This window comes from Peribacillus sp. V2I11 (genome assembly GCF_030817135.1).
Classification (GTDB): domain Bacteria; phylum Bacillota; class Bacilli; order Bacillales; family DSM-1321; genus Peribacillus; species Peribacillus simplex.
This window is the reverse complement of record NZ_JAUSYW010000001.1, coordinates 4851276-4870971: the sequence shown is the minus strand read 5'-3', so window position 1 is coordinate 4870971 and position 19696 is coordinate 4851276. Positions and strand designations below refer to the sequence as shown.

Genomic DNA, 19696 nt, shown 5'->3' with positions numbered 1-19696 from the left:
GCGTTATCATTTATTGCTGATATTAAGAACTTCTCCTCACCCTTGTATAAGCCAAAGTTAAATTGTTTTATATTATAAAACTCCGTTTTTGTTTTATGTTTTATTCGGAGTAAGGAAAACACTTCACTTCTAATTGCGTTTCACATAAACGATTACTTTTAATAAAATGAAGGGCTAATTTGTTCTATAATATAAAACTCGGTTTTTGAATTTGAAATCTTACGTTGATTATAAGCTTCCATTTTCACTAATGTCAAACCATTTTTTGAATTTTATAACAATTTAACAAATACTCTATTTTTCACTAATTAATATTTACAGGATCAACATATATTAATCTTATCCTTTCCAGTCAAGATTTATAGAATCAGGGCGGGAAAGATGGATTTTTTTCTATACTAATATAGTTATAGGATAGAAAATCAAACATAACAATAAGGTTTTCCTTAAAATGCATTCCTCTTCTTTTAATTGAGCTTTTAGTCGGGAATTTTGTTTTTCCTGCTGAAAAATCTGTCTTGAGGAATTACTTTACTTTCTATTTGGGTAGGGCGACATGATTCTAATACAATTCCATTATCTCGTTTATAGTTTATTTTATAACCCTACTCTACGAGAAAAAGAAAGACCCTTTTAATCAAAATAAATTAAAGATATAAATACATAATATTTTTCCGGGATATCAAATGAAATGATGCTTTTGGCCATATTTATTTTTCTTGATTCCCCTTGCGCTTCATCAAAGTGGTAATCGTTTGTTTAATTTTTTCCTTGTTATTAATTATTTTAACCCGTCCCTATCCTTCAAAAGTTATTTTCCATTTTTAAAGATTTATACTTTTTTCTCTTTTGAAAAATTACAATCCATTATTTATTTTGAGATCATTTCATTATGAACCTCTCTTACAACAGGTTAAAGAAGGAATAAAAACTTCACCCGAAGGTTTTAAAAAGGTCTCATTAAATATATTTAAATATTACCGATATATAAACCATGGTTAATATATAACATGGGGAAGGAATAAACAAAGATGAATAGACTCAGTACGAAAATAGGTTTTGTTCTTTTAACAGGTATGATCATTACATTAATTGGAAGTTTACTATTAATGTATATAAGTACAAATGATACGGTTGAGAAAACAATCGCTATGAGCAGCTTAGACATAGCAAGCAACCTCCCTCAAGGAATAAATCCAACATCTTATGCTGATTTTTTAAGTAATCAATCCGAAACCTCTACATATTGGGAGATACCCGAACAGTTAGACGATTATAGACAAAAAACTGGAGCATTATGTATATACATTGGGGATTAACGAAAGTAGCGAAAAAGTCCATATTCTTATAGATGGAATGGCTAAGGAAGATAAAAAAGCATCTGCCATTTTAACCCCCACAACCGCAACTTCATTTCTAGATGTAGAAAGCGTCATGAAGGGAAAGGTTTCTACCACTTCCATCGTTCATGATCCTGAATGTGGTGACTATTCATCCGTTTTTGTTCCCATAAAGAAAGGTGACGAGGTCATTGGAATACTAGGGGTCGATATTGATGCCAGTAAAGTCGATGCTACGGCCAGCGAGGTTTTGGGTGGCATCCTTCCCCTTACTATAATAATCAATGTAATCTTAATGGCGATCGTGTGGGTGCCTAAATATGGTTCTCCACTAGAAAGTTAAGCCCCCCTTCTCAAGGTCAGCTTGGCTGCAAAGGAAATCTCAAATGGAAATTTATTAACAGCCAATAAACTGATCAGCAACATAAAAGTAAATGGAAACGACTAAATCAATGTTTTAGTGAAATCCTTTGAAGAAATGATTACCAATACAATTATGATCGTCAACTCCTTGAAAAGCTCGTCATTCCAGCTTTTGGAGTCATCAAGTGATATCGAACACAAAATCAAAGAAATGGATACTTCCACACAATATATCGTTAAAGGCATTCAGCAAGTTGCAGGAGCTTCTTCAGAGGTAAGCGAACAGACCAATCATGTTTCAACTAGAATTTTCATTGGAAATAAAGATATAAATGAACTCTTAAACTAATTGCGGCAATTGAAGCTGCTAGAGCCGGTGAACAGGGTAAAGGTTTTGCGGTGGTATCGAACGAGGTACGGAAATTGGCGGTAGGCGAAGGAATCTGCAATCAATATACAAGAGTCCCTGCTTCATTTTAAATCCATCATAAATGAGTCAGTTAAAATGATGGAAACTGGAACTAAAGAGGTAGAGGAAGGGACAAAATTAGTCCTGAATACAAGAGAATCTTTTAAACAGAGCATAAAATCTTTTGAGAATGTTAGTGATCAGATTCAAGAAATATCCGCCATTACAGAGCAAATGGCAGCAAGTTCTCAGGAAATCAATGCTTCGATAGAAGATTTTGCAGGGTTAACAAGGGAAACTGCAGTGGCTTCAAATCAAGTGGCACAATCAACCGATCAACAAGCGAAATCCATGGAGGACATCTCCTTCTCAACCTCCTCGATGTTAAAGCTCGCTTATGACCTGGAAACATCCGTTGAACAGTTTAACGTGTAAAAACCTTGTACCACTATTCTATTACTATATTAAGAAAGGGATTTTGCAATTAATACAAAATCCCTTTTTATTTACTTAGTTGATTTTAGTTTCAAATCACCTTCATAAGGTATATGTTCAACTGTTATCGTTATTTCTTTTCCATCTTTATCTTTACCGATTCGTTTATAAGTGAATTTATTTTCATTAAGCTCTGTAAGTTCAAGAACTGCGCCATACTTATTTTCCCCTTGTGAAACAAGGGCTCTTATCTTATTTCCATGAACAACATCGTAATAACCGTAATCACCACGGCTTTCACCGGTTTTAGCATCAAAAAATTCATACTTATTTGTTTTATCATCATATTTTGCCAGACCTAAATAATTCGAGTTATAGCTTGATACATCATTTCCCTTTTCATCCAATGCCACCGTTCCTTGCCATGGGGTGCTTGATAAAATTTTGTCTCCATCAACGTCTGTAACTACTTCGCCTGTATAAGTTTCCAAATTTTTGTCTGGATCAGTAAAGGAAAGTTCTGTTTCAGTATAAGGAATATGATCAACAAACACTTCTACGTCGTTACCATTTGCATCTTTACCCATTCTTTTATAAGTAAACATATCCTTATTCAGTTCTGTTATTTCAACAACTGCTTGGTAACCCATTGATTCTGAAATTAACACTCGAATCTTCCCATTTGTGATAAAGAAAGTTCCTTTATCACCACGACTTTTTTTTGTATTTTTATCAAAAAATTCATATCTCGATGCTTCAGCATCATATTTTGCTAGACCAATAAAGTTTGCATTCTCCTTTGTTAAGTCATTATTATTCTTATCATAAACTTTAGTTCCTTTCCAATTCGTGCTACTAAGAATTTTAGTCAATTCCTGTCCTGTGGTTAACTTATTTTCTTGTTTACTCTCTTTAGCTGTTTGTTCATGTTTCTGTGCACTATGATTGTCTTGTGCGTTTGTGTTATATCCTGTTATGGCCAATATTAACCCAAGTAGTATAGATGATGAAATTTTTGCTTTTTTGTTCATTTTTTCGTCTCCTCATTATATTTTGGTTTTAATCTAGTAGTGCAATGGACTGACAGATTATAAGTATCAGCGATCTGGTTATTTTGCTCCTGCAGATAGTAAAATTTGTTTAATCTCTTTAAATCCTTTCTCACGGGCATGTTGTAAAGGGGTCACATATTATTATTATCAGGAATGTTGACATCTGCCCCATGATCTACTAGCAATTGCACTGTTTGCTGTTGTTTTCCATCACCATTATTCAAAATGATAGCTTCTAGCAAAGCTGTCCAACCGAGATCATTTACATGATTCACATCAATATCAGTTTTAGTAAGCAGTTCTTTAATAACCTTAACATATCCATGTTCCGAAGCAGGGATTAAAGCCGTTCCTCCATAACGGTTGTTATAGACGGGTCGGCACCTGCTTCAATCGCAAGTTTAAGTATATCTACATAACCTTCAGCACCGGCATACAAGAAGGGGCTATTTTTCATGTCATCCTGAATGTTGACGTCTGCCCCCGCTTCAATAAGGATTTTTGCAGTCTTTACATCATTGTTATAAGTCGCAATCATAGTGGCGGTTCGCCCTTCCGGGTCCTGTGTATTAATATCTGCTCCTTGCTCAACCAACCTTCTTATTTTTTCCGTTTCTTTTCGTTCTACAGCTTGAATCAGTTGTTCATTCATTCCCTTTCCTTTCTCCTTTTCTTGTTTATTTAGCTCTACTTCGTTATCTAATACACAGGCCTTAAGGATGATAAGGCATCCGATGACAATCGTTAGCCGTCTCCACATGAAACACACCATCCTTTCTCACCTTTGTACATCTTCTGCCCCAAAAGGATTTTCCGTCATTTTGATGTACCAAAAATGGCTTGTTCTAAAAAGATTTTTGAGGTTGCATGAGGAATTTTTCTCCTTTTTATTTTTAGTTGCTTACTTATTCCGTCTTCATTATATTAGTGCTTAATCTTAAACTCCCTCTAAACAGTTTCTTAAAAAATGATTAACTTATTAATAAAATTTCTTAATGTTTATAAAAAAATCCCGCCACCTTCGTGACGGGTCAAAAAACATACTATTTAAACATTAAAGCGATACCCTGCTCCCCAAACGGTTTCCAAAAATTTAGGATGTGCAGGATTTCTTTCAATTTTTTCACGTAGTTTCCTGATATGGACGGTGACAGTCGAAACATCTGCAGCCGATTCCAAGCCCCAAATATTTTCATAAAGCTGTTCTTTGCTTAATACTTGATTCGGATGCATGACAAAAAACACTAACGTATCGAATTCCTTTGTTGTAAACGGGACCACCTCTCCGTTTATGTGAACTCGGCGTGCTGACTTATCTATTGAAATTCCACGAACATAAATTGAATTAGATTTGGGGTGACTTCCTGATAAACGTTCATAACGCGCTATATGCGCTTTCACTCTTGCAACAAGTTCACTGGGACTAAAGGGCTTTGTAATATAATCATCTGCCCCTAGACCAAGCCCCCGAATTTTATCAATATCTTCCTTTTTCGCGGATACAAGCAAAATCGGGATATTTTTGACAGCACGTATTTGTTTGCATATCTCAAATCCATTCAACCCTGGAAGCATGATGTCCAAAATGATTAAATGATAATTTCCTTGAAGGGCCTGTTGGAGACCTGCATCACCATTATGTTGAATATCGACACTAAAATCATTAATTTCCAAATAGTCCCTTTGCAATTCAGCAATACTGACTTCGTCTTCAATAAGTAATATCTTTTTCACATTTCCTCACCTTTCTTTATGGAAAAGAAGACACTTGTACCTTTTCCTATCTTGCTAGTAGCCCAAATATCTCCTCCATGCTCGCCGATAATTTTTTTTGCGATCGCAAGTCCTAAACCACTTCCACCAGTCTGGGAATTTCTAGATTGCTCAGCACGATAAAAGCGGTTAAAAATATAAGGCAAAGCAGAAGCTTCTATTCCATAGCCATTATCTGTTACTTGTACTACTACATCATATAGTCCTTCATGCAGAGAAATGGAAATGTGTTTTTCATCTTTATTCATATACTTTACACAATTGCTGATTAGGTTGGCCAATACGCGTTTTAGTTTCTCTCTATCCGCTGTAACGTATATCGGTTTATACATCTGATGAAGTTCAATCCGGATTCCTTGTTGAAGTAAATCCAGTTGAAGTTCTTCTACATAGTCTTTCAAATAGTTATCGAGTCTGACCGTTTCAAAATTGAATGGTTCTTTTTTTAAATCCAGCTTGGAAAATAAAAACAATTCATCTATCAATGAATCCATATCTCTTGCTTTTAGGTAGACAGTCGATAAATACTTGTCCATTTTCTGTGGGGTGTTTGCTACCCCGTCTTTTATCCCCTCAACATATCCCATAATCGAAGTGATCGGTGTCTTCAAATCATGAGAAATATTGGAAAGAAGTTCTTTTCGATTTTCCTCATACTGAAGCTGGAGGTTTACGGACTCTTTTAACTTTTTTCTCATTTCCTCAAACTCTCTATTCAATTGTCCGATTTCATCATTCGAAGCGGCTTTGATTTCAAAGTTTAAATCTCCTGATTTTATCCGCTCTGCGCCTTCTTTAAGAATAGAGATGGGTTTGATGATACTTCGTGAAACTAAATAATTTAAAAGTCCAATAATCATAACAAACAGTAATAACAATAGAGCGAATAATATGGGAAACAGCTCTCGAGTCAGCTCGGCATAGGAACTTGCTTTTCTCAATACAAAAATACTACCTTCACTTTTATCCGAAAAATAAAAATCAAACTTCACATATGTGAAAAATGCGTCTTTCATTTTGATTGTGTCTCGCGTATTGATGTTCGTTTCTTCGAACTTGGGAAGTGATAGAACCAAGCCAGGCTTATCTAGTGTTGGGGAAGCATACTCAATGTTATTATCTTTTCTAACGACAATCTTAATATCTCTATGTTCAATTTTCTTTAGCTGTTCTTCGTTTAGAAGGTGCTCAGGGTTATTTTTTGCCAATAGCTTTAAATCGAGAAACACACTTTCTTCTACTGCAGTCAAAGGTTTTTGAAGATAAGATTTTTTGTATAAATGCTCTATCGATTTTACATCACCCGTTATTGCAAAAATAAGTAAAAATCCAGCTGCAAAAAATAAAGTGATGGAAATAAGAATTACGCCAACGTAGGACAACAGAAACCTCATTTTAATTGACAAATATTTTCACCCCGTATCGATCTCTCGTTACTCTTTTATAGAAAAGTTCACCGTTTATCTGCTGTTCTAGCATGAAAATGTTTCTTAGAACTAAAAAAACCATATCACACAAATCTTAAAATTTTCTAAAATACATGGAAAAAATCCTATTCTATTGTTGGTCTACTGTTTTTTTATATAAAAACGTTCCAGCTTGATTTCAGAAATCCGCTCCCTTTTCGCCGAATGTCTGCCATGCCGCATCAAAGCAAGCGTCTGTGGGGTCTCGGCTAGCTTGTTTTTTGTTTTTTAACCTACCTTTTATAATAATGATATTATTTATAAATTATCCAAAGAATTATATAAAGCTGCACTTCAGTAATTTATAATTAATAACTTTCCCTTCAATTTGATGTATTATCTTCACAAAGAAACGAAATTAATTAGGCGAGAAACCATTATCAAGCACACGGAAAAGGCCATGAATCTTTTAGTAGTTCACTATTTGGTCCAGAGTTTGTAAGACATAGAGAAAAAGCGAACTTTCCCTTTTTAAGGAAAGTCCGCTTTTTACTTATACAAATTATTTTTTAAGAATGTTCACCTGTCCTTTTCATTATTTGGTGAAACGATCCTTTGGTCATCCATTCTAATATCGTCAATCGACCAAAACCAATTATTTTTCGCATTATGCATTCTCCATTGTAATTTCATAGAAGAAGCATCTTCAGGAACCTTAATCGATTTAACTTCATACTTATTCAAAACATGTCCATTTTTATTATCCGAAGCAGCTTTATTATCATAAACGAGAACTTGTTGTTTTTCCCCATTATCAAAGACAGCAGTTACTTTAGCTGTTTGCGTTCCTTCTTGTTTATAGTGAGATGCAAAACCTAAGTATAGATCTTTTGCACCAACAACTTTTACAGAAGGTGAAGTTAATGTACTATCAAAAAAGCCTTTTGATGCTGGTGAACCGTTATCGTCCCATTCATCAGGATCCGCTACAGCTATAACACCTTGACCAAGCTCAAATTTGTTACGATCTTGCTCTTCTGCTTTTATCCAAAAGTCTTTTGTTGTGAAACTCCAACCTTGCCATTCCTCTGTACCAGCTGGCATATTCGAGCTATTTGTAACCGACCAGCCGTTAGGAGCTGTATGGCTCCAACCGAGAACAGAACTTGGAATGTTTTCATTCACTGCTGGCTTTAATGCAGACTCTAATTGGTCAAAACTTTCTCCAAGCATCATGTTTACGTATACATTTATATTCTTGGAGCCAATTATTTGGCCGCCCTCGTAAGCAGTAAAGGTGAATTGTGATGAACCGGAACTTTCCTTACTAGGTGTAGCTTTTATTGGCAACATTTTTTCTTCAGTTCCTGATAGCTCATACTCAAGTTCTTTGTGCTCCACACTCCAACCTTCAGATGCATCAACTTTTATTTTCCCATTCACACTACCATTTCCATAATTTTTCATCTTCACTTGGAGTGTAGTTGATCCACCTGCCGATACTAATGTGGGGAAGCTTGTGCTGAGACCATTTCCAGGGCTTTTGTCTGGCCATCAGCCAGTAACACCTTTTTACTGCTATTGTTAAATGAATCTAGTGCTTGTACCTTAATTTGATAATCAGTACCTGGCTTAAGTCCAGCAACAGGGAACTCTAAATTCTTTGGCACAGGATCATAATAGAATTCAGAAAATACGGTGAAATCTGCGTCCAGCTCCCCAGTTTCCTTGTTTTTGGCTGTAATGTGATAAGAATGTACGAGTACGTTATCTTTTGCCTGTGGAAATGTTACATTTAAACTTCTTAGTGTCGATTTTTCTTTTACAATCAAAGCTTTGTCTTTAACTGCAAAAACCGGTGGTGACTGATCTCGATCGTCTGTATATTTAAAGTTATTTTTTGTAGAAGGATTTTTTATTACCCATGGTTTTCCTGTCCAATCGTCTTTATGAAAGTCACGTTTTTTAATGACAACTTCATTATTATAAACTTCTACAATCATTCCTTGACTAATATCCCGATATCCTTTTGAAGTTTGTCTGGCTCTACTTCCAAATAACTTACAGAAGACGTGCCAACAGACGTAAAGTCTTTTTGATGAATCGTTCTAGGGTCTTCAAGTGGATAATGAGAATGGCCTGAAAATGTAATAACTTGTGGATGTTTCTTTAATGTATCATATAAAAGTTCTTTATTTTCCTGAGTTCCCCACAAGTCACTTCCATACACAGTGTCTTTAATGTGTTGATGAAGAAAAACAAAGATTGGTTGGTCCGGATTCTCTTTTTCTGCAGCAGCTAACTTTTCACCTAGCCAGTTAATTTGATTAACAGAATATAAACCATGCGTATTACCATTTTCCGGACTTAACGTAATAAAATCATATCCATTTACTTTTTTATGATAGTAAAGAGAATCCATTCCTGTTTTCTTGATAAAACGATCTTGTGCTTTTTCAACGGAAAGTCCATTCCAATAATCATGGTTTCCCATTGTAAACATGGATTGGACATCGCCTTGTTTCTTCTACTTATAAATGGAGAAGAACTTATCATATTCAGTAGCATATCCATAGTCTGTTAAATCCCCAACGACAACAAAAGCATCCTGTTTAGGTGCAGCTTTGTTTAATTGATCCATGGCTGTTCTAAACTTGTTCATATCAGAAGTTGATCCATCATCAATATGTACATCACTGATTACAGGAAAAACGAGCTCAGGTTTACGTTCATTATCTGAATTTGAAGATTCCGAGAATGCTTGTACACTAGATAAAGAAGTTGTTAATCCTAACGTTACAACTGTTAACATTGCAGCAAATTTATTTTTCGCTTTCAAGATCATTTCCTCCTATTTATCGTTTAGCCACTTAAATTATGTAATTATTTTTCAAAAATACAAACATCCTCCTCATTTTAAAATTTTTACGTGGTTTACCAATTAAAATTGTAACTTTACATTATTAATAAAATATAGCACCAGTGTAATTTAAATATTAATAAATCAACAAAAGGTATGGCCAGTATTCGTTCACCTTTGTCTCGGTATTGATTTGCCTTTGGTTAATGAGAATGGGGTACTATCCCTTAACTAAGTAGTTATCCTTAAAATGGTAAAATTTACACAGGGGTAAATGATTCCATAGTACATAGAAATACCAATTTTCATTTGGTGAAGTCTGGAAGAAGGAAAGGAGAGAGGTTATTATAAAAAAATAATTGAATATTGTGATGGTAGTAGCTCTTGTTTTTGGACTGTTTTTTTGCGATTGTACCCATGAATAAAACATTTGCATTGTCCTATGATAATACAAACCCTTATTCGACAGGTTGTGCTTCTAAAAGCCCAATCACCTATGAAACAGAATATATCTATAAAAACGGTGTGAAAATTGGATATGTGCAGCTAAAAGGAAGTGCGTATTGTCATACGGCGTGGGGTTACTTAAAGTTTTATTCGGCTGCTCCTTACGATTATTATGCAAATGTTTGGGTTGACAGTTTTAATGGCACGGCTAAGAGAGCATTTACAAGTTGTGCTAGTTCCGGTGGTACGGATGGATAATGAAAGGTCAAACGTCCTGTTATACTGCTCAATTATGGAATAAAGATCCTTATAATGCTTTGGCCAAAGCAGGTATTTATTCTTCCACTGGGGCTCTAATTATTTCTGCGAACACCGGTCGTTTAATGGGTTATTAATGCAAACTTCCTGTTAACACTTTTCTCGGTGGAATTGTGTTTTTCCCACCTTTCCTCATTTTTCCTACTATGCACAGTCCATTTCGCAGTTCAATGCGTGATCAATTTTCTTTGTTAACAACCCCACGAATCTTAATGGCTTTTAACATTCCATCTCATGGATTTGGAGCGACGTATGCTGTTTATACGTATCTCGTTCCAATCCTGAAAGGAATGGAAGCGCCAAGTAGTTCTTGATCTTGTTTGGCTACGGATTTATTTCCATTTTCAGCAACATACTCGCTGGTAAAATTGCCAGCTACAATGCTACCGAATGCCTCCGGTTTGTTTTCCTCGTGCAAGCAATTGTTCTTATCATTTTTTATTGGACGACAGATAATTTTATCTTTGGATTGGTTAACATTAGCTTGATGTCATTAATGGCCATCCTTTTCAATTTTTTATGATAGTATAATTGAATCAATGGAGTCCTACTTACATTGAAGCGATCCGTTTTCTTGCTTCCCAAACGTACGGATTTTCATATCTTTTCTTTCATTTGTTAGTTTTGTATTTATCATGTTGTCCTCCCCACCTTGATCATTATTCTCAGTATTCATAAGATAAATACCAATTTTCTATAAGATATATCAATTGTCAAAACTGACTATAAAAGAGTGAAACTTTTCATACAGTTTGTTTTATAAAACTATTAAAGTTGAGATTACATAATACTAAAAAAGATGAATCCAGCCCCTATACCGTATCCATTTCCATTGATTATCCATGTATTCTAAAAAAATATTTCTAAATTGGCCTTGCAATAAAAAGGATTCCTTGTTATATTACAGTCAATTAAATATTTTCTTACTTCATGCTTTTTGAAGTGAGGATAGAGGAGCAAAGACCATTAGTACACATTTTGAGGAGAATGAGATCCTATGACTATTGTGGAAAGGGGAATTTGCCGAAGCGGAAAGAATCTCATGTTCTTGAAGCTGGTTCTGCTATTGAATAAATGCAGGACTGTCATATAGGAAACTATATGGAGGGCTATCTTATGCGCGGAAACATTTTTTTTGATAAATATTGTTTCTACTGCAGCAGCGAATCCTCGTTGTTGCTTTTTTGCGTTTACTCCTGAATGGCCCTAACCACCTCTGAATTTTTTTAAAAAATAAACAAAAGGGTGTGAAGTTATGAATTTTGGCCAAGTTTTAACCGCAATGGTTACCCCGTTTAATCATAATGATGAGGTTGATTTTAATGCTACGAGAATTTTAGTAGATTATTTAATTGCTAATGGTTCTGATGGATTAGTAATAGCTGGTACAACTGGAGAGTCTCCTACATTAACTGCAGAAGAGAAAGTAGATTTATTCAAAATTGTTGTAGAAGTTGTTGATGGAAGAGTTCCAGTCATAGCTGGAACTGGCTCAAATAACACGAAGGCTTCGATCAGCTTAACAAAGCAAGCAGAGGCAGCAGGAGTCGACGGAATCATGCTCGTTACCCCATACTATAACAAGCCGTCTCAAGAAGGATTATTTCAGCACTTTAGTGCTATTGCCCATTCAACATCATTACCGGTAATGCTTTATAATATCCCAGGACGAAGTGTTGTGAACATGTCAGTAGAGACGATTGTTAGCCTCTCGAAAATCAACAATATTGTGGCAGTAAAAGAAGCAAGTGGTGACTTAGATGCCATGGCACAAATCATAAGCAAAACAACTACCGATTTTACATTGTACAGCGGCGATGATGGGTTAACATTACCGGTTTTAGCCATTGGTGGAACAGGCATTGTTTCGGTTGCTTCACACATAATTGGTAATGAAATGCAAGAAATGATCAATAGCTTTAAAAATGGTGATGTCCATGGTGCTGCCACTGCACATCGTAACCTTCTTCCAATTATGAAAGCATTATTTGCTGCACCAAGCCCAGCACCGGTAAAATCAGCATTAAATATGCGGGGGTTAAATGTTGGAGGTGTCCGCTTACCATTGGTCCCTTTAAACTATGAAGAAAAAAGTGCACTACAAATAGCTCTACAACCGAGTAACGCAGAAGCAATTTTGTTAAGTAAATAAACTTAATGATTCATTAAGCGAGTCTTCAATATCGATTTTCCAATTAAAACCATAATAAACGGGAGAAATTAAAAAAAGCAGTGCAAACTCCGAAAGAAGTGTACTGCTTTTTAATCGATGCACGGCTCAGTGCTTAAACTAGTTGAGCAATATAATGATCATTTAAGATTAATGGCAAAAGCAGAATGTACATTTTCAAGAAAGATATATGGTGCATCCAGTAGGAATTTCTATAGCAATGATTTTTTCGGGGATTGATCATAAGCTTAATATTTCTAGTGATGTTGATATGTAATTATTGAAAAACAGAGTCGTTCCTTAATATCCAATCTATGATGGATCCTTAACAAATTCAAAAGAAATAAAGTAATTAATAGCTTTGACGTTCAAAATTTTGAACGAACTTTATAGTTCAACTTAGAAATGGATTTATATCTACTTATATAACTTGATAATGAATAAATAGCCTTTGTTCTCTTTGAGCAAAGGCTATTTTGTGACAAGTTTTTTTATCCAACCCCTTTTATTTCATGGCCTGAAGTTGCTGTCCTTCATTTTGATCCTTGCTGCAGACTTGTATGTTTCCATATTTACGGACTTCTTTTTTTACTCCTACTTCTACTTTTCTCTTTCTAGTTCTATCAAAAACCGTTGGTAAAAGTGTACTTTTACGAACGGGCCTTTTCTTCCCATATCGGTAAAACTGTTGAGTATTTAATTTCTCTGAGAGCTAGGCTAGTTTGAATTTTTGTAATGCCTAGTTTATTTAACTTTCTAATAAATATTTCTAATTCCTTCCGATCTTTGTTAGCCACTTTTAGAAGATAATCATACTCACCTGTTAAACAATGACACTCTAATACTTCTGACATAGAAGCTAATGCCTTTTCCAAAACTTCGAGTTCTTCAGCTTGATGTATATTCGTACTAATAAAAATGAAACATAATAAATCAAAACCTAGCTTCTCCTGGTTTAAAATTGCTACTTGTGCATTAATAAACCCTTCATTTTCCAAACGTTTTATCCTTGAATGTATAGCTGGTGGAGATAACTTGACACGCTTTGCAAGCTCAGTATTGCTTAACTGTGCATCCTTTTGCAGTAAATCTAAAATTTGGATATCAACATTATCCAGAACCTTGCTTACCATAGATTCCACTTATAGTCACCCCCTTTTACAATTGTTCCAAAAACAGTATCATTTCAACACCAAAACAAAATTTAATTCTGTATATCAAGAATATTTCTTAATATTATTTTAAGTTTCTTCTATTATACAAAATAATATATTAAGTAACGAACTAAAATGTTAAAATTATTAGTAAATAATTATAAAAATTGAAATGTCATTGTGCACAATGGCTTCGATCTTTTTCACGTAAACAGTGAAAGATGAAAAGGAGCAAAATGATATGCAATATTATTATTTTTCGTTATTACTTTTAACAAGTTTATTATGGGGTGGAAACTTTGTCGTAGGAAAGTCACTTGTCGGTCATGCTTCTCCGATGACGTTGACGAGTTTAAGGTGGATCATAGCTATTAGTTGTCTTTTGCCAATTGTATGGTGGAAAGAAAGAAAGATATTTCCCCCTCGTAGTGCAATCCTTCCTTTATTTTTGATGGGAATTACAGGTGTGGTTCTATTTAATCTATTACAATTTGCAGCATTAGAGAAAACTACCGCCACTAATGTTGGGCTAATATCAACATTAAACATGATTTCAATTGCAATTTTTTCATTTTTCTTTTTAAAAGAAAGAATTAATATTCTACAAATGTTTTCTATGTTTTTTTCGCTTTTTGGTGTATTACTTGTACTTTCAAAAGGAAATATTGATCTATTCCTTTCATTACGTTTTAATACAGGTGATTTATATATGATGGCTGCTGTATGCGTTTGGGGAATATATTCCGTTTGTAGCAAATGGGCAATGATAACAACAACACCCATGATGTCTACATTATATTCTGGTATATTTGGACTTATAGTCCTTCTTCCGTTTAATTTTTCTAATTTTACGGTGTCTAATATAAATACTTCTTTCATACAATCTATTTTATATACAGCCGTTATCTCAACTGTAGCTTGTATGGTACTTTGGAACATTGGTGTACAAAAATTAGGTACAACAACATCAGGTATTTTCTTGAATTTTAATCCTATTTTCACTGCAATTTTAGCTTTTCTATTATTAGGTGAAAAAATGACGTGGGTACAAGGAATTGGTAGTGGTATTGTGATTATAGGTTGTTATTTGTTCTCACATTTTAAAGCGAAGGTGATTTTCAAAAAGAATTCTAGTCAATCGCAGATTCAAGCATGAATTTTTATTCAAAGTCTAAAAACGTAATATCTCTGGTGATTAATACAAAAAAGCCTGATCCAAGGTGGATACAGGCTCGATTGTTCAAAAACTTTCCGGTTAAGGAATTAATAAAAAAGAAAAGGAAACCACTTTATTTATAAAGATAAACATATAAACTGATGACTTCTTTTTTATATTGCTTTAAAGCAATTAATTGTTCAGGAATACTATCAAAATATCCTCCTTAAAAACAACTACATAGATGTTTCCAAATGTCAGGTTGTGACAACAGTTGTAACGGCGTTTTTTGATTTGGAGGAGATTTCGCCTTCATAGTCGTTGTGTTTATACCATTAATCATAGTTGGATGCATTTGTGCCGGCTGTAACAGAGGCTGAGACTTCTGCTAAAAAATAATTAAATTACTGGGCGACTGTCATAGGCCATCCTTTTTCACTAAAATAAACAACCTTCCTTTCGATTGCTTCAGTTTAAAGACAAAAAAGCATTCGGAACGAATTTATTCCGAATGCCTTTTTTGGTTTTAATCGCATACCATGCTTTTTTGAATCAGCGAAATACGATCGCGGGCTTAATGGACAATTTTTTGGTAACTACTTAGTTTGAACCAAGACAATTTCTTCGATAATCGGAATCTCCCTTTTTAATAAAGATAAAAGAGTGTCTTCGGCTGTATTGTCGATTTCACAAATCGTTATTGCAGCACCATTGATTTTGGAACGTTCATTGGCCATACGGGCTATATTGAACCCTTTTTGATAAAGAATATCCGATAATTCGGCAATAACCCCTTTTTGGTCGGAATGGCGAATCACAAGTGTTGGCCGTTCACCAGAAAATTTAAATGGATACTCATCGAATTCCTGAACCTCCACTTTACCACCGCCTAAAGAGCTGGCCAAAACCTTCACAGTACGTGTGACCCCTGTCAATTCTACTAGAACGGTATTCGGATGATAGTTTCCAAGCACCCTTTTCGTGAATTCATATTGTAAGCCTTTTTCTTCAGCAGTTTTTTTTGCATTTGGAATGCCATCATCCATGGTAGATAACCCAAGAACACCGGCTAATAGAGCCAGGTCTGTTCCATGGCCTTGATAGGTTTCGGCAAAAGAGCCCATCAGCGAGAACTTTGCATATAATGGATTTTCGTTTAATAGCTGGCGGGCAATATTCCCGATTCGTACAGCCCCGGCTGTATGAGAACTCGAAGGGCCAACCATTACGGGACCGATGATTTCATACGCACTTTGGTATTTTGCCGGCCCACAGCCACTAGTTTTTCCGCTTAGAATCAGCTTCTTTAATTTTTGCCCGGTCGGAGTTCCGGCAAGACCGCCAATCCCGGTTTCTCTCAACGATTCGGGCATTTGCTGTCCGACTTCATGCATCACATGAATCACTTCATCCGGTGGAATGACACTAGCTATACCAGCTAAAGCCATATCTGCAGCAGCTTGGGCGGTAATTGCATGTAAACCATTGCGGATGATGCACGGGATTTCCACCAGCCCAGCAACTGGGTCACAAACCAACCCCAGTGAATTTTTCAAAGCAATTCCGACGGCATTTCCAACCTGCATTGGTGTACCACCGGCAAGCTCTACTAGGGTGCCGGCTGCCATTGCGGTTGCTGAACCGATTTCAGCTTGGCACCCGCCGGCTGCCCCTGATATCGAAGCTTTATTTGCAACAACTAAGCCGAGGGCAGAGGCAGTGAATATTGACTGGACAATCTGCTTTCGGGTGAATTTCCCGCTGTCAAGGAACAAGGACAGCTGGCAAGATTCCCGCTGATCCAGCTGTTGGCGTCGCCACAATCCGCCCCATTGCAGCATTTACTTCTGATACCGCGAGCGCATTTGCTGCAGCATTCAATGTTCCAGGATTGACAAAGGAATTCCCGTTTTGGGTATACTGATAAAGGCGGTTTCCATCCCCTCCCGTCAAACCAGTACGAGACATGACCGGACTCATTGTACCTCTGCGGACAGCCTCCTCCATAACAGTAAATTGTTCCGACATTTTTTCGATAATCGTCTCCCTAGGAAAACCTTTCTGGTGTACCTCTGATTTGATCATCAATTCCGAAATGGATGTTTTCTCCTGCTCTGCTAGTTCAATTAACTCTTTTAAATTAGTAAAAGACATGTGATCACTCCTGTACAAGAAGAAGGTCCCCACGCCGCAAGCATAAGAACCATCCCCGTTTTTCACTAAGTTTTACTCTTGTCCAAAATATTCTGCAACAACAGCTGCCATTGCTTTTGCCGCAATGATCAGGCTGTCTTCATTAATGACAAATTTAGGATGATGGTGAGGATAAACTGGACCATCCTCCGGCTTTGCTCCAACATAAAACATACTGCCGGGAATCTTTTGCAAATAGTAAGCAAAATCCTCTGACCCAGACATTGGCGGCGTTTCCACTAACGCTTTGATTTCTGGAATTTCGGCCTTTTTAATCCCATTTACAACCAGTTCTGTCATGGCTTTATCATTCACTAAAACAGGGTAATCATGTGAGTATATTAAGTCATAGGTAATGTCAAATTCTTGAGCAAGCCCCGCTAAAATTCGCTTGAATTCCGTTTCCACTATAGCACGAACTTCACTGGACATGGTTCTAACATCTCCTTCAAGTTCCACCCTGTCCTTTATAACATTAAATGATCCCTTTCCATCAAACGAGCCAATCGTTACTGTAGCCATATCAAAAGGATTGATTCGGCGACTGACAATCGTCTGGGCTGCTACAATAAAGTGGCTTGCTGCGACAATACTGTCATTGCTTGTATGCGGCATCGAACCATGTCCGCCTTTTCCTTGGATTTTCACTTTGAAATACGAGCGTCCAGCCTGCATATCACCAGCACGATAAGAGACCTCCCCGGTCACCGATGGGGACATAAGGTGAATACCGAAAATACTATCCACACCTTCTAAACATCCATCTTCAATCATGGCAATTGCTCCTCCAGGAGGCGTTTCTTCCGCAGGCTGATGCAAGATTACAACGTTTCCTCTTAATTGGTCTTTTATTTCGATTAATGCTTCGGCTAAAATCATTAAATAGGCAGTGTGTCCATCATGACCGCATGCATGCATAACACCTGGATTACTCGATTTAAATGGTACATCTGCCTCTTCCGTAATTGGCAGTCCATCAAAATCAGCACGCAGGGCAACTGTTTTACCTGCGAGTCCGCCTTCGATTGTCACAACCACTCCATATCCGCCAACATTTGTCCGTATTATTACATTTTTATCTTTATAAAAATCAGCAATGTATTGAGCCGTTTTTTCTTCTTTAAAAGATAATTCAGGATGTTGATGGAGATATCTGCGTATTTCAATCATTCTTTCTTTTTTCGCTTCAAGATTTTGCAATAGTTGATCTAACATCATTTTCCCTCCTATTATTTTCCTGATTTAACAGTAAGTATAACTAGACCGCATATTACAACGGCTATGGCCAATGTGATGAATACGATAGAAAACGATCCCCCGGCCATTGAAATTAAAGCACCGAATGCCATTGGAGCAATAAAGCCCCCAAGCGTCCCACCCGTATTGACGATCCCAATGGATGACCCAATTACTTTCTCAGGTAAAATCTTGTGCGGCCAAGAGAAAATCCCCACAAAGATCGTGGTTAATAAAAATGTAAGCACATATAAGAAAGCAATGGAAAGGACCAATGAATTTGAAAATACTAAACCAAGAAACAACAAGGATGAAACCACTGAACAGCACATTAGCAGTAACTTTTCCTTGCCAGCAAAATATTTTGATAATAATACACCTGCAAATATGGAGGCTAGCGTTCCTCCAATAGCGTTCACTGCCAGGATTACCCCAACCGTACTAATGGATAGTGAAAATTTTGTCTTTAAGAAAGTTGGCAGCCATGACATATTTCCATAAAAAGCTACATTCGCAAGCAGCATGGCAACGAATAAAATAATTACATTTCGATTGGAAATCACTGATTTAAAACTAACTTGTTTCTTTTCAGTTTTCGTTTTGGCAGTTGGGTGGCTATTAGGTACCAAAAAGGTAACTAAAAGTAACGAGATGGCAAACATTGTCCCCAGTGCATAGTAGGCATAATGCCAATTTAAGTCAATCAGCCGTGCTCCAATCACAAAAGCCAAAATTCCGCCAATTCCACTCGTTGACAAAATGAGCGATTGAACAAAAGTCCGTCTTTTTTTCGGGAAATTTTCGGCAATTCCTTTTGAACAGCTTGGAGGATAGCCTGCATGGCCAATACCAGCCAAGAAACGAATCAAAATAAACATCAATAAGCTTCCAGCAAGGCCAAATGCGAATGAAAATATTGTAATAAGCGAAAGCGAAAGCATTAGTACCTTTTTATATCCAATCTTATCTGCGAGCCATCCCCCAGGTATCTGCATTAACGAATAACCCAGGAAAAATAAACTCATTATCAAACCGGTTTGACTTGTTGATAGATGGAATTGTTCTGCAATTGGGATAATTGCAGTAGAAATCATGTTTTTGTCCATGTAAATCATGGAATAACCAGCCATTAAAGCTGTAGTCAACAAAGCTCCACGGGGATTTTTTTCCTTTGATACCGAAAGTTTTGATTCGCTTTGCTTCTTAATCGCTCCTTGAGAAACAGACATAAAAGGCTACCTCCGAAATATTATTTATGTAATCGCTTTCTTGTCTTCATTATAAATTTTTTAAGTATTGAAAACATTCCAATCATTGTCGAAAAAACACCCCTTCATTTGCCCTTTTTCATTACTTGGCTTAACCAAACAACAAAAAAAGACCA

The 19696-nt window shown here is 36.2% G+C and carries 14 protein-coding genes, 7 pseudogenes and 1 riboswitch; of the genes and pseudogenes, 9 read left to right on the top strand and 12 right to left on the bottom strand.

All coding sequences use genetic code 11. The features are described from left to right. Nucleotides 1–1031 precede the first annotated feature (1031 nt). The 4 genes and pseudogenes from QFZ73_RS23840 to QFZ73_RS23825 all read left to right on the top strand — a co-directional run. On the top strand, nt 1032–1319 hold the full coding sequence (locus QFZ73_RS23840; RefSeq protein WP_307271457.1) for a hypothetical protein: 288 nt from the start codon (nt 1032–1034) through the stop codon (nt 1317–1319). Then, a complete protein-coding gene (locus tag QFZ73_RS23835) occupies nt 1309–1683 on the top strand; it encodes a hypothetical protein (protein ID WP_307271454.1) in 375 nt (124 codons plus the stop codon). The genes QFZ73_RS23840 and QFZ73_RS23835 overlap by 11 nt, the downstream gene beginning before the upstream one ends. A gap of 135 nt (nt 1684–1818) precedes the next feature. After that, nucleotides 1819–2052: a hypothetical protein gene (locus tag QFZ73_RS23830; protein ID WP_307271452.1), complete on the top strand. Its 234-nt coding sequence runs from the start codon at nt 1819–1821 to the stop codon at nt 2050–2052. Then, nucleotides 2043–2547: pseudogene (locus QFZ73_RS23825) on the top strand (methyl-accepting chemotaxis protein); the annotation flags it as partial. The gene QFZ73_RS23830 and the pseudogene QFZ73_RS23825, both read left to right, overlap by 10 nt. A gap of 71 nt (nt 2548–2618) precedes the next feature. Here the strand turns inward: QFZ73_RS23825 and QFZ73_RS23820 are convergent. From QFZ73_RS23820 to QFZ73_RS23790, 7 genes and pseudogenes are all read right to left on the bottom strand, one after another. Next, the gene (locus QFZ73_RS23820) at nt 2619–3578 is read right to left on the bottom strand and encodes a DUF4822 domain-containing protein (protein WP_307271450.1); all 960 of its coding nucleotides are present in this window, start codon (nt 3576–3578) and stop codon (nt 2619–2621) included. 78 nt (nt 3579–3656) lie between these two features. Next, nucleotides 3657–4359, bottom strand: a pseudogene (locus tag QFZ73_RS23815) (ankyrin repeat domain-containing protein). A 287-nt stretch (nt 4360–4646) separates the two neighbouring features. Then, nucleotides 4647–5333, bottom strand: coding sequence for a response regulator transcription factor (locus QFZ73_RS23810; protein WP_307271448.1), 687 nt, complete (start codon nt 5331–5333; stop codon nt 4647–4649). Then, nucleotides 5330–6778 carry a sensor histidine kinase gene (locus tag QFZ73_RS23805; RefSeq protein ID WP_307271445.1) on the bottom strand — a complete coding sequence of 483 codons (1449 nt, stop codon included), beginning with the start codon at nt 6776–6778 and terminating at the stop codon, nt 5330–5332. The genes QFZ73_RS23810 and QFZ73_RS23805 overlap by 4 nt, the downstream gene beginning before the upstream one ends. A 579-nt stretch (nt 6779–7357) precedes the next feature. Beyond that, nucleotides 7358–8245: a hypothetical protein gene (locus QFZ73_RS23800; protein WP_307271442.1), complete on the bottom strand. Its 888-nt coding sequence runs from the start codon at nt 8243–8245 to the stop codon at nt 7358–7360. Between the two features lie 35 nt (nt 8246–8280). Next, complete coding sequence (locus tag QFZ73_RS23795; protein WP_307271439.1) at nt 8281–8781, bottom strand: fibronectin type III domain-containing protein; 501 nt, start codon at nt 8779–8781, stop codon at nt 8281–8283. After that, nucleotides 8778–9419 (bottom strand): annotated as a pseudogene (locus QFZ73_RS23790) (metallophosphoesterase family protein). Before QFZ73_RS23790 ends, QFZ73_RS23795 begins: the two are co-directional and overlap by 4 nt. Nucleotides 9420–10055: 636 nt before the next feature. Here QFZ73_RS23790 and QFZ73_RS23780 point away from each other — a divergent pair. From QFZ73_RS23780 to dapA, 3 genes and pseudogenes are all read left to right on the top strand, one after another. Further along, entirely contained in the window at nt 10056–10343 is a 288-nt protein-coding gene (locus tag QFZ73_RS23780; protein ID WP_251433855.1) for a DUF2690 domain-containing protein, read from the top strand. A 149-nt stretch (nt 10344–10492) separates the two neighbouring features. Beyond that, nucleotides 10493–10911, top strand: a pseudogene (locus QFZ73_RS23775) (MFS transporter); the annotation flags it as partial. Nucleotides 10912–11344: 433 nt separating this feature from the next. Further along, nucleotides 11345–11523: riboswitch (Lysine riboswitch) on the top strand. A gap of 135 nt (nt 11524–11658) precedes the next feature. Then, nucleotides 11659–12555: a 4-hydroxy-tetrahydrodipicolinate synthase gene (gene dapA / locus QFZ73_RS23770; protein ID WP_251433858.1), complete on the top strand. Its 897-nt coding sequence runs from the start codon at nt 11659–11661 to the stop codon at nt 12553–12555. Nucleotides 12556–13223: 668 nt separating this feature from the next. Here dapA and QFZ73_RS23765 read toward each other — a convergent pair. Then, the gene (locus tag QFZ73_RS23765; protein WP_307271428.1) at nt 13224–13715 is read right to left on the bottom strand and encodes an Lrp/AsnC family transcriptional regulator; all 492 of its coding nucleotides are present in this window, start codon (nt 13713–13715) and stop codon (nt 13224–13226) included. Nucleotides 13716–13968: 253 nt separating this feature from the next. Between QFZ73_RS23765 and QFZ73_RS23760 the strand changes: the two genes are divergently transcribed. Together QFZ73_RS23760 and QFZ73_RS23755 are read left to right on the top strand one after the other, a co-directional pair. Next, on the top strand, nt 13969–14883 hold the full coding sequence (locus QFZ73_RS23760; protein WP_307271427.1) for a DMT family transporter: 915 nt from the start codon (nt 13969–13971) through the stop codon (nt 14881–14883). A gap of 293 nt (nt 14884–15176) precedes the next feature. Beyond that, nucleotides 15177–15263: pseudogene (locus QFZ73_RS23755) on the top strand (YjcZ family sporulation protein); the annotation flags it as partial. A 216-nt stretch (nt 15264–15479) separates the two neighbouring features. Here the strand turns inward: QFZ73_RS23755 and QFZ73_RS23750 are convergent. From QFZ73_RS23750 to QFZ73_RS23735, 4 genes and pseudogenes are all read right to left on the bottom strand, one after another. Then, a pseudogene (locus tag QFZ73_RS23750) lies at nt 15480–16085 on the bottom strand (L-serine ammonia-lyase, iron-sulfur-dependent subunit beta); the annotation flags it as partial. A gap of 78 nt (nt 16086–16163) precedes the next feature. Then, nucleotides 16164–17037, bottom strand: a pseudogene (gene sdaAA / locus QFZ73_RS23745) (L-serine ammonia-lyase, iron-sulfur-dependent, subunit alpha); the annotation flags it as partial. A 72-nt stretch (nt 17038–17109) separates the two neighbouring features. After that, on the bottom strand, nt 17110–18291 hold the full coding sequence (locus QFZ73_RS23740) for an amidohydrolase (protein WP_307271424.1): 1182 nt from the start codon (nt 18289–18291) through the stop codon (nt 17110–17112). A 14-nt stretch (nt 18292–18305) separates the two neighbouring features. Beyond that, the gene (locus QFZ73_RS23735; RefSeq protein WP_307271422.1) at nt 18306–19541 is read right to left on the bottom strand and encodes an MFS transporter; all 1236 of its coding nucleotides are present in this window, start codon (nt 19539–19541) and stop codon (nt 18306–18308) included. Nucleotides 19542–19696: the final 155 nt, after the last annotated feature.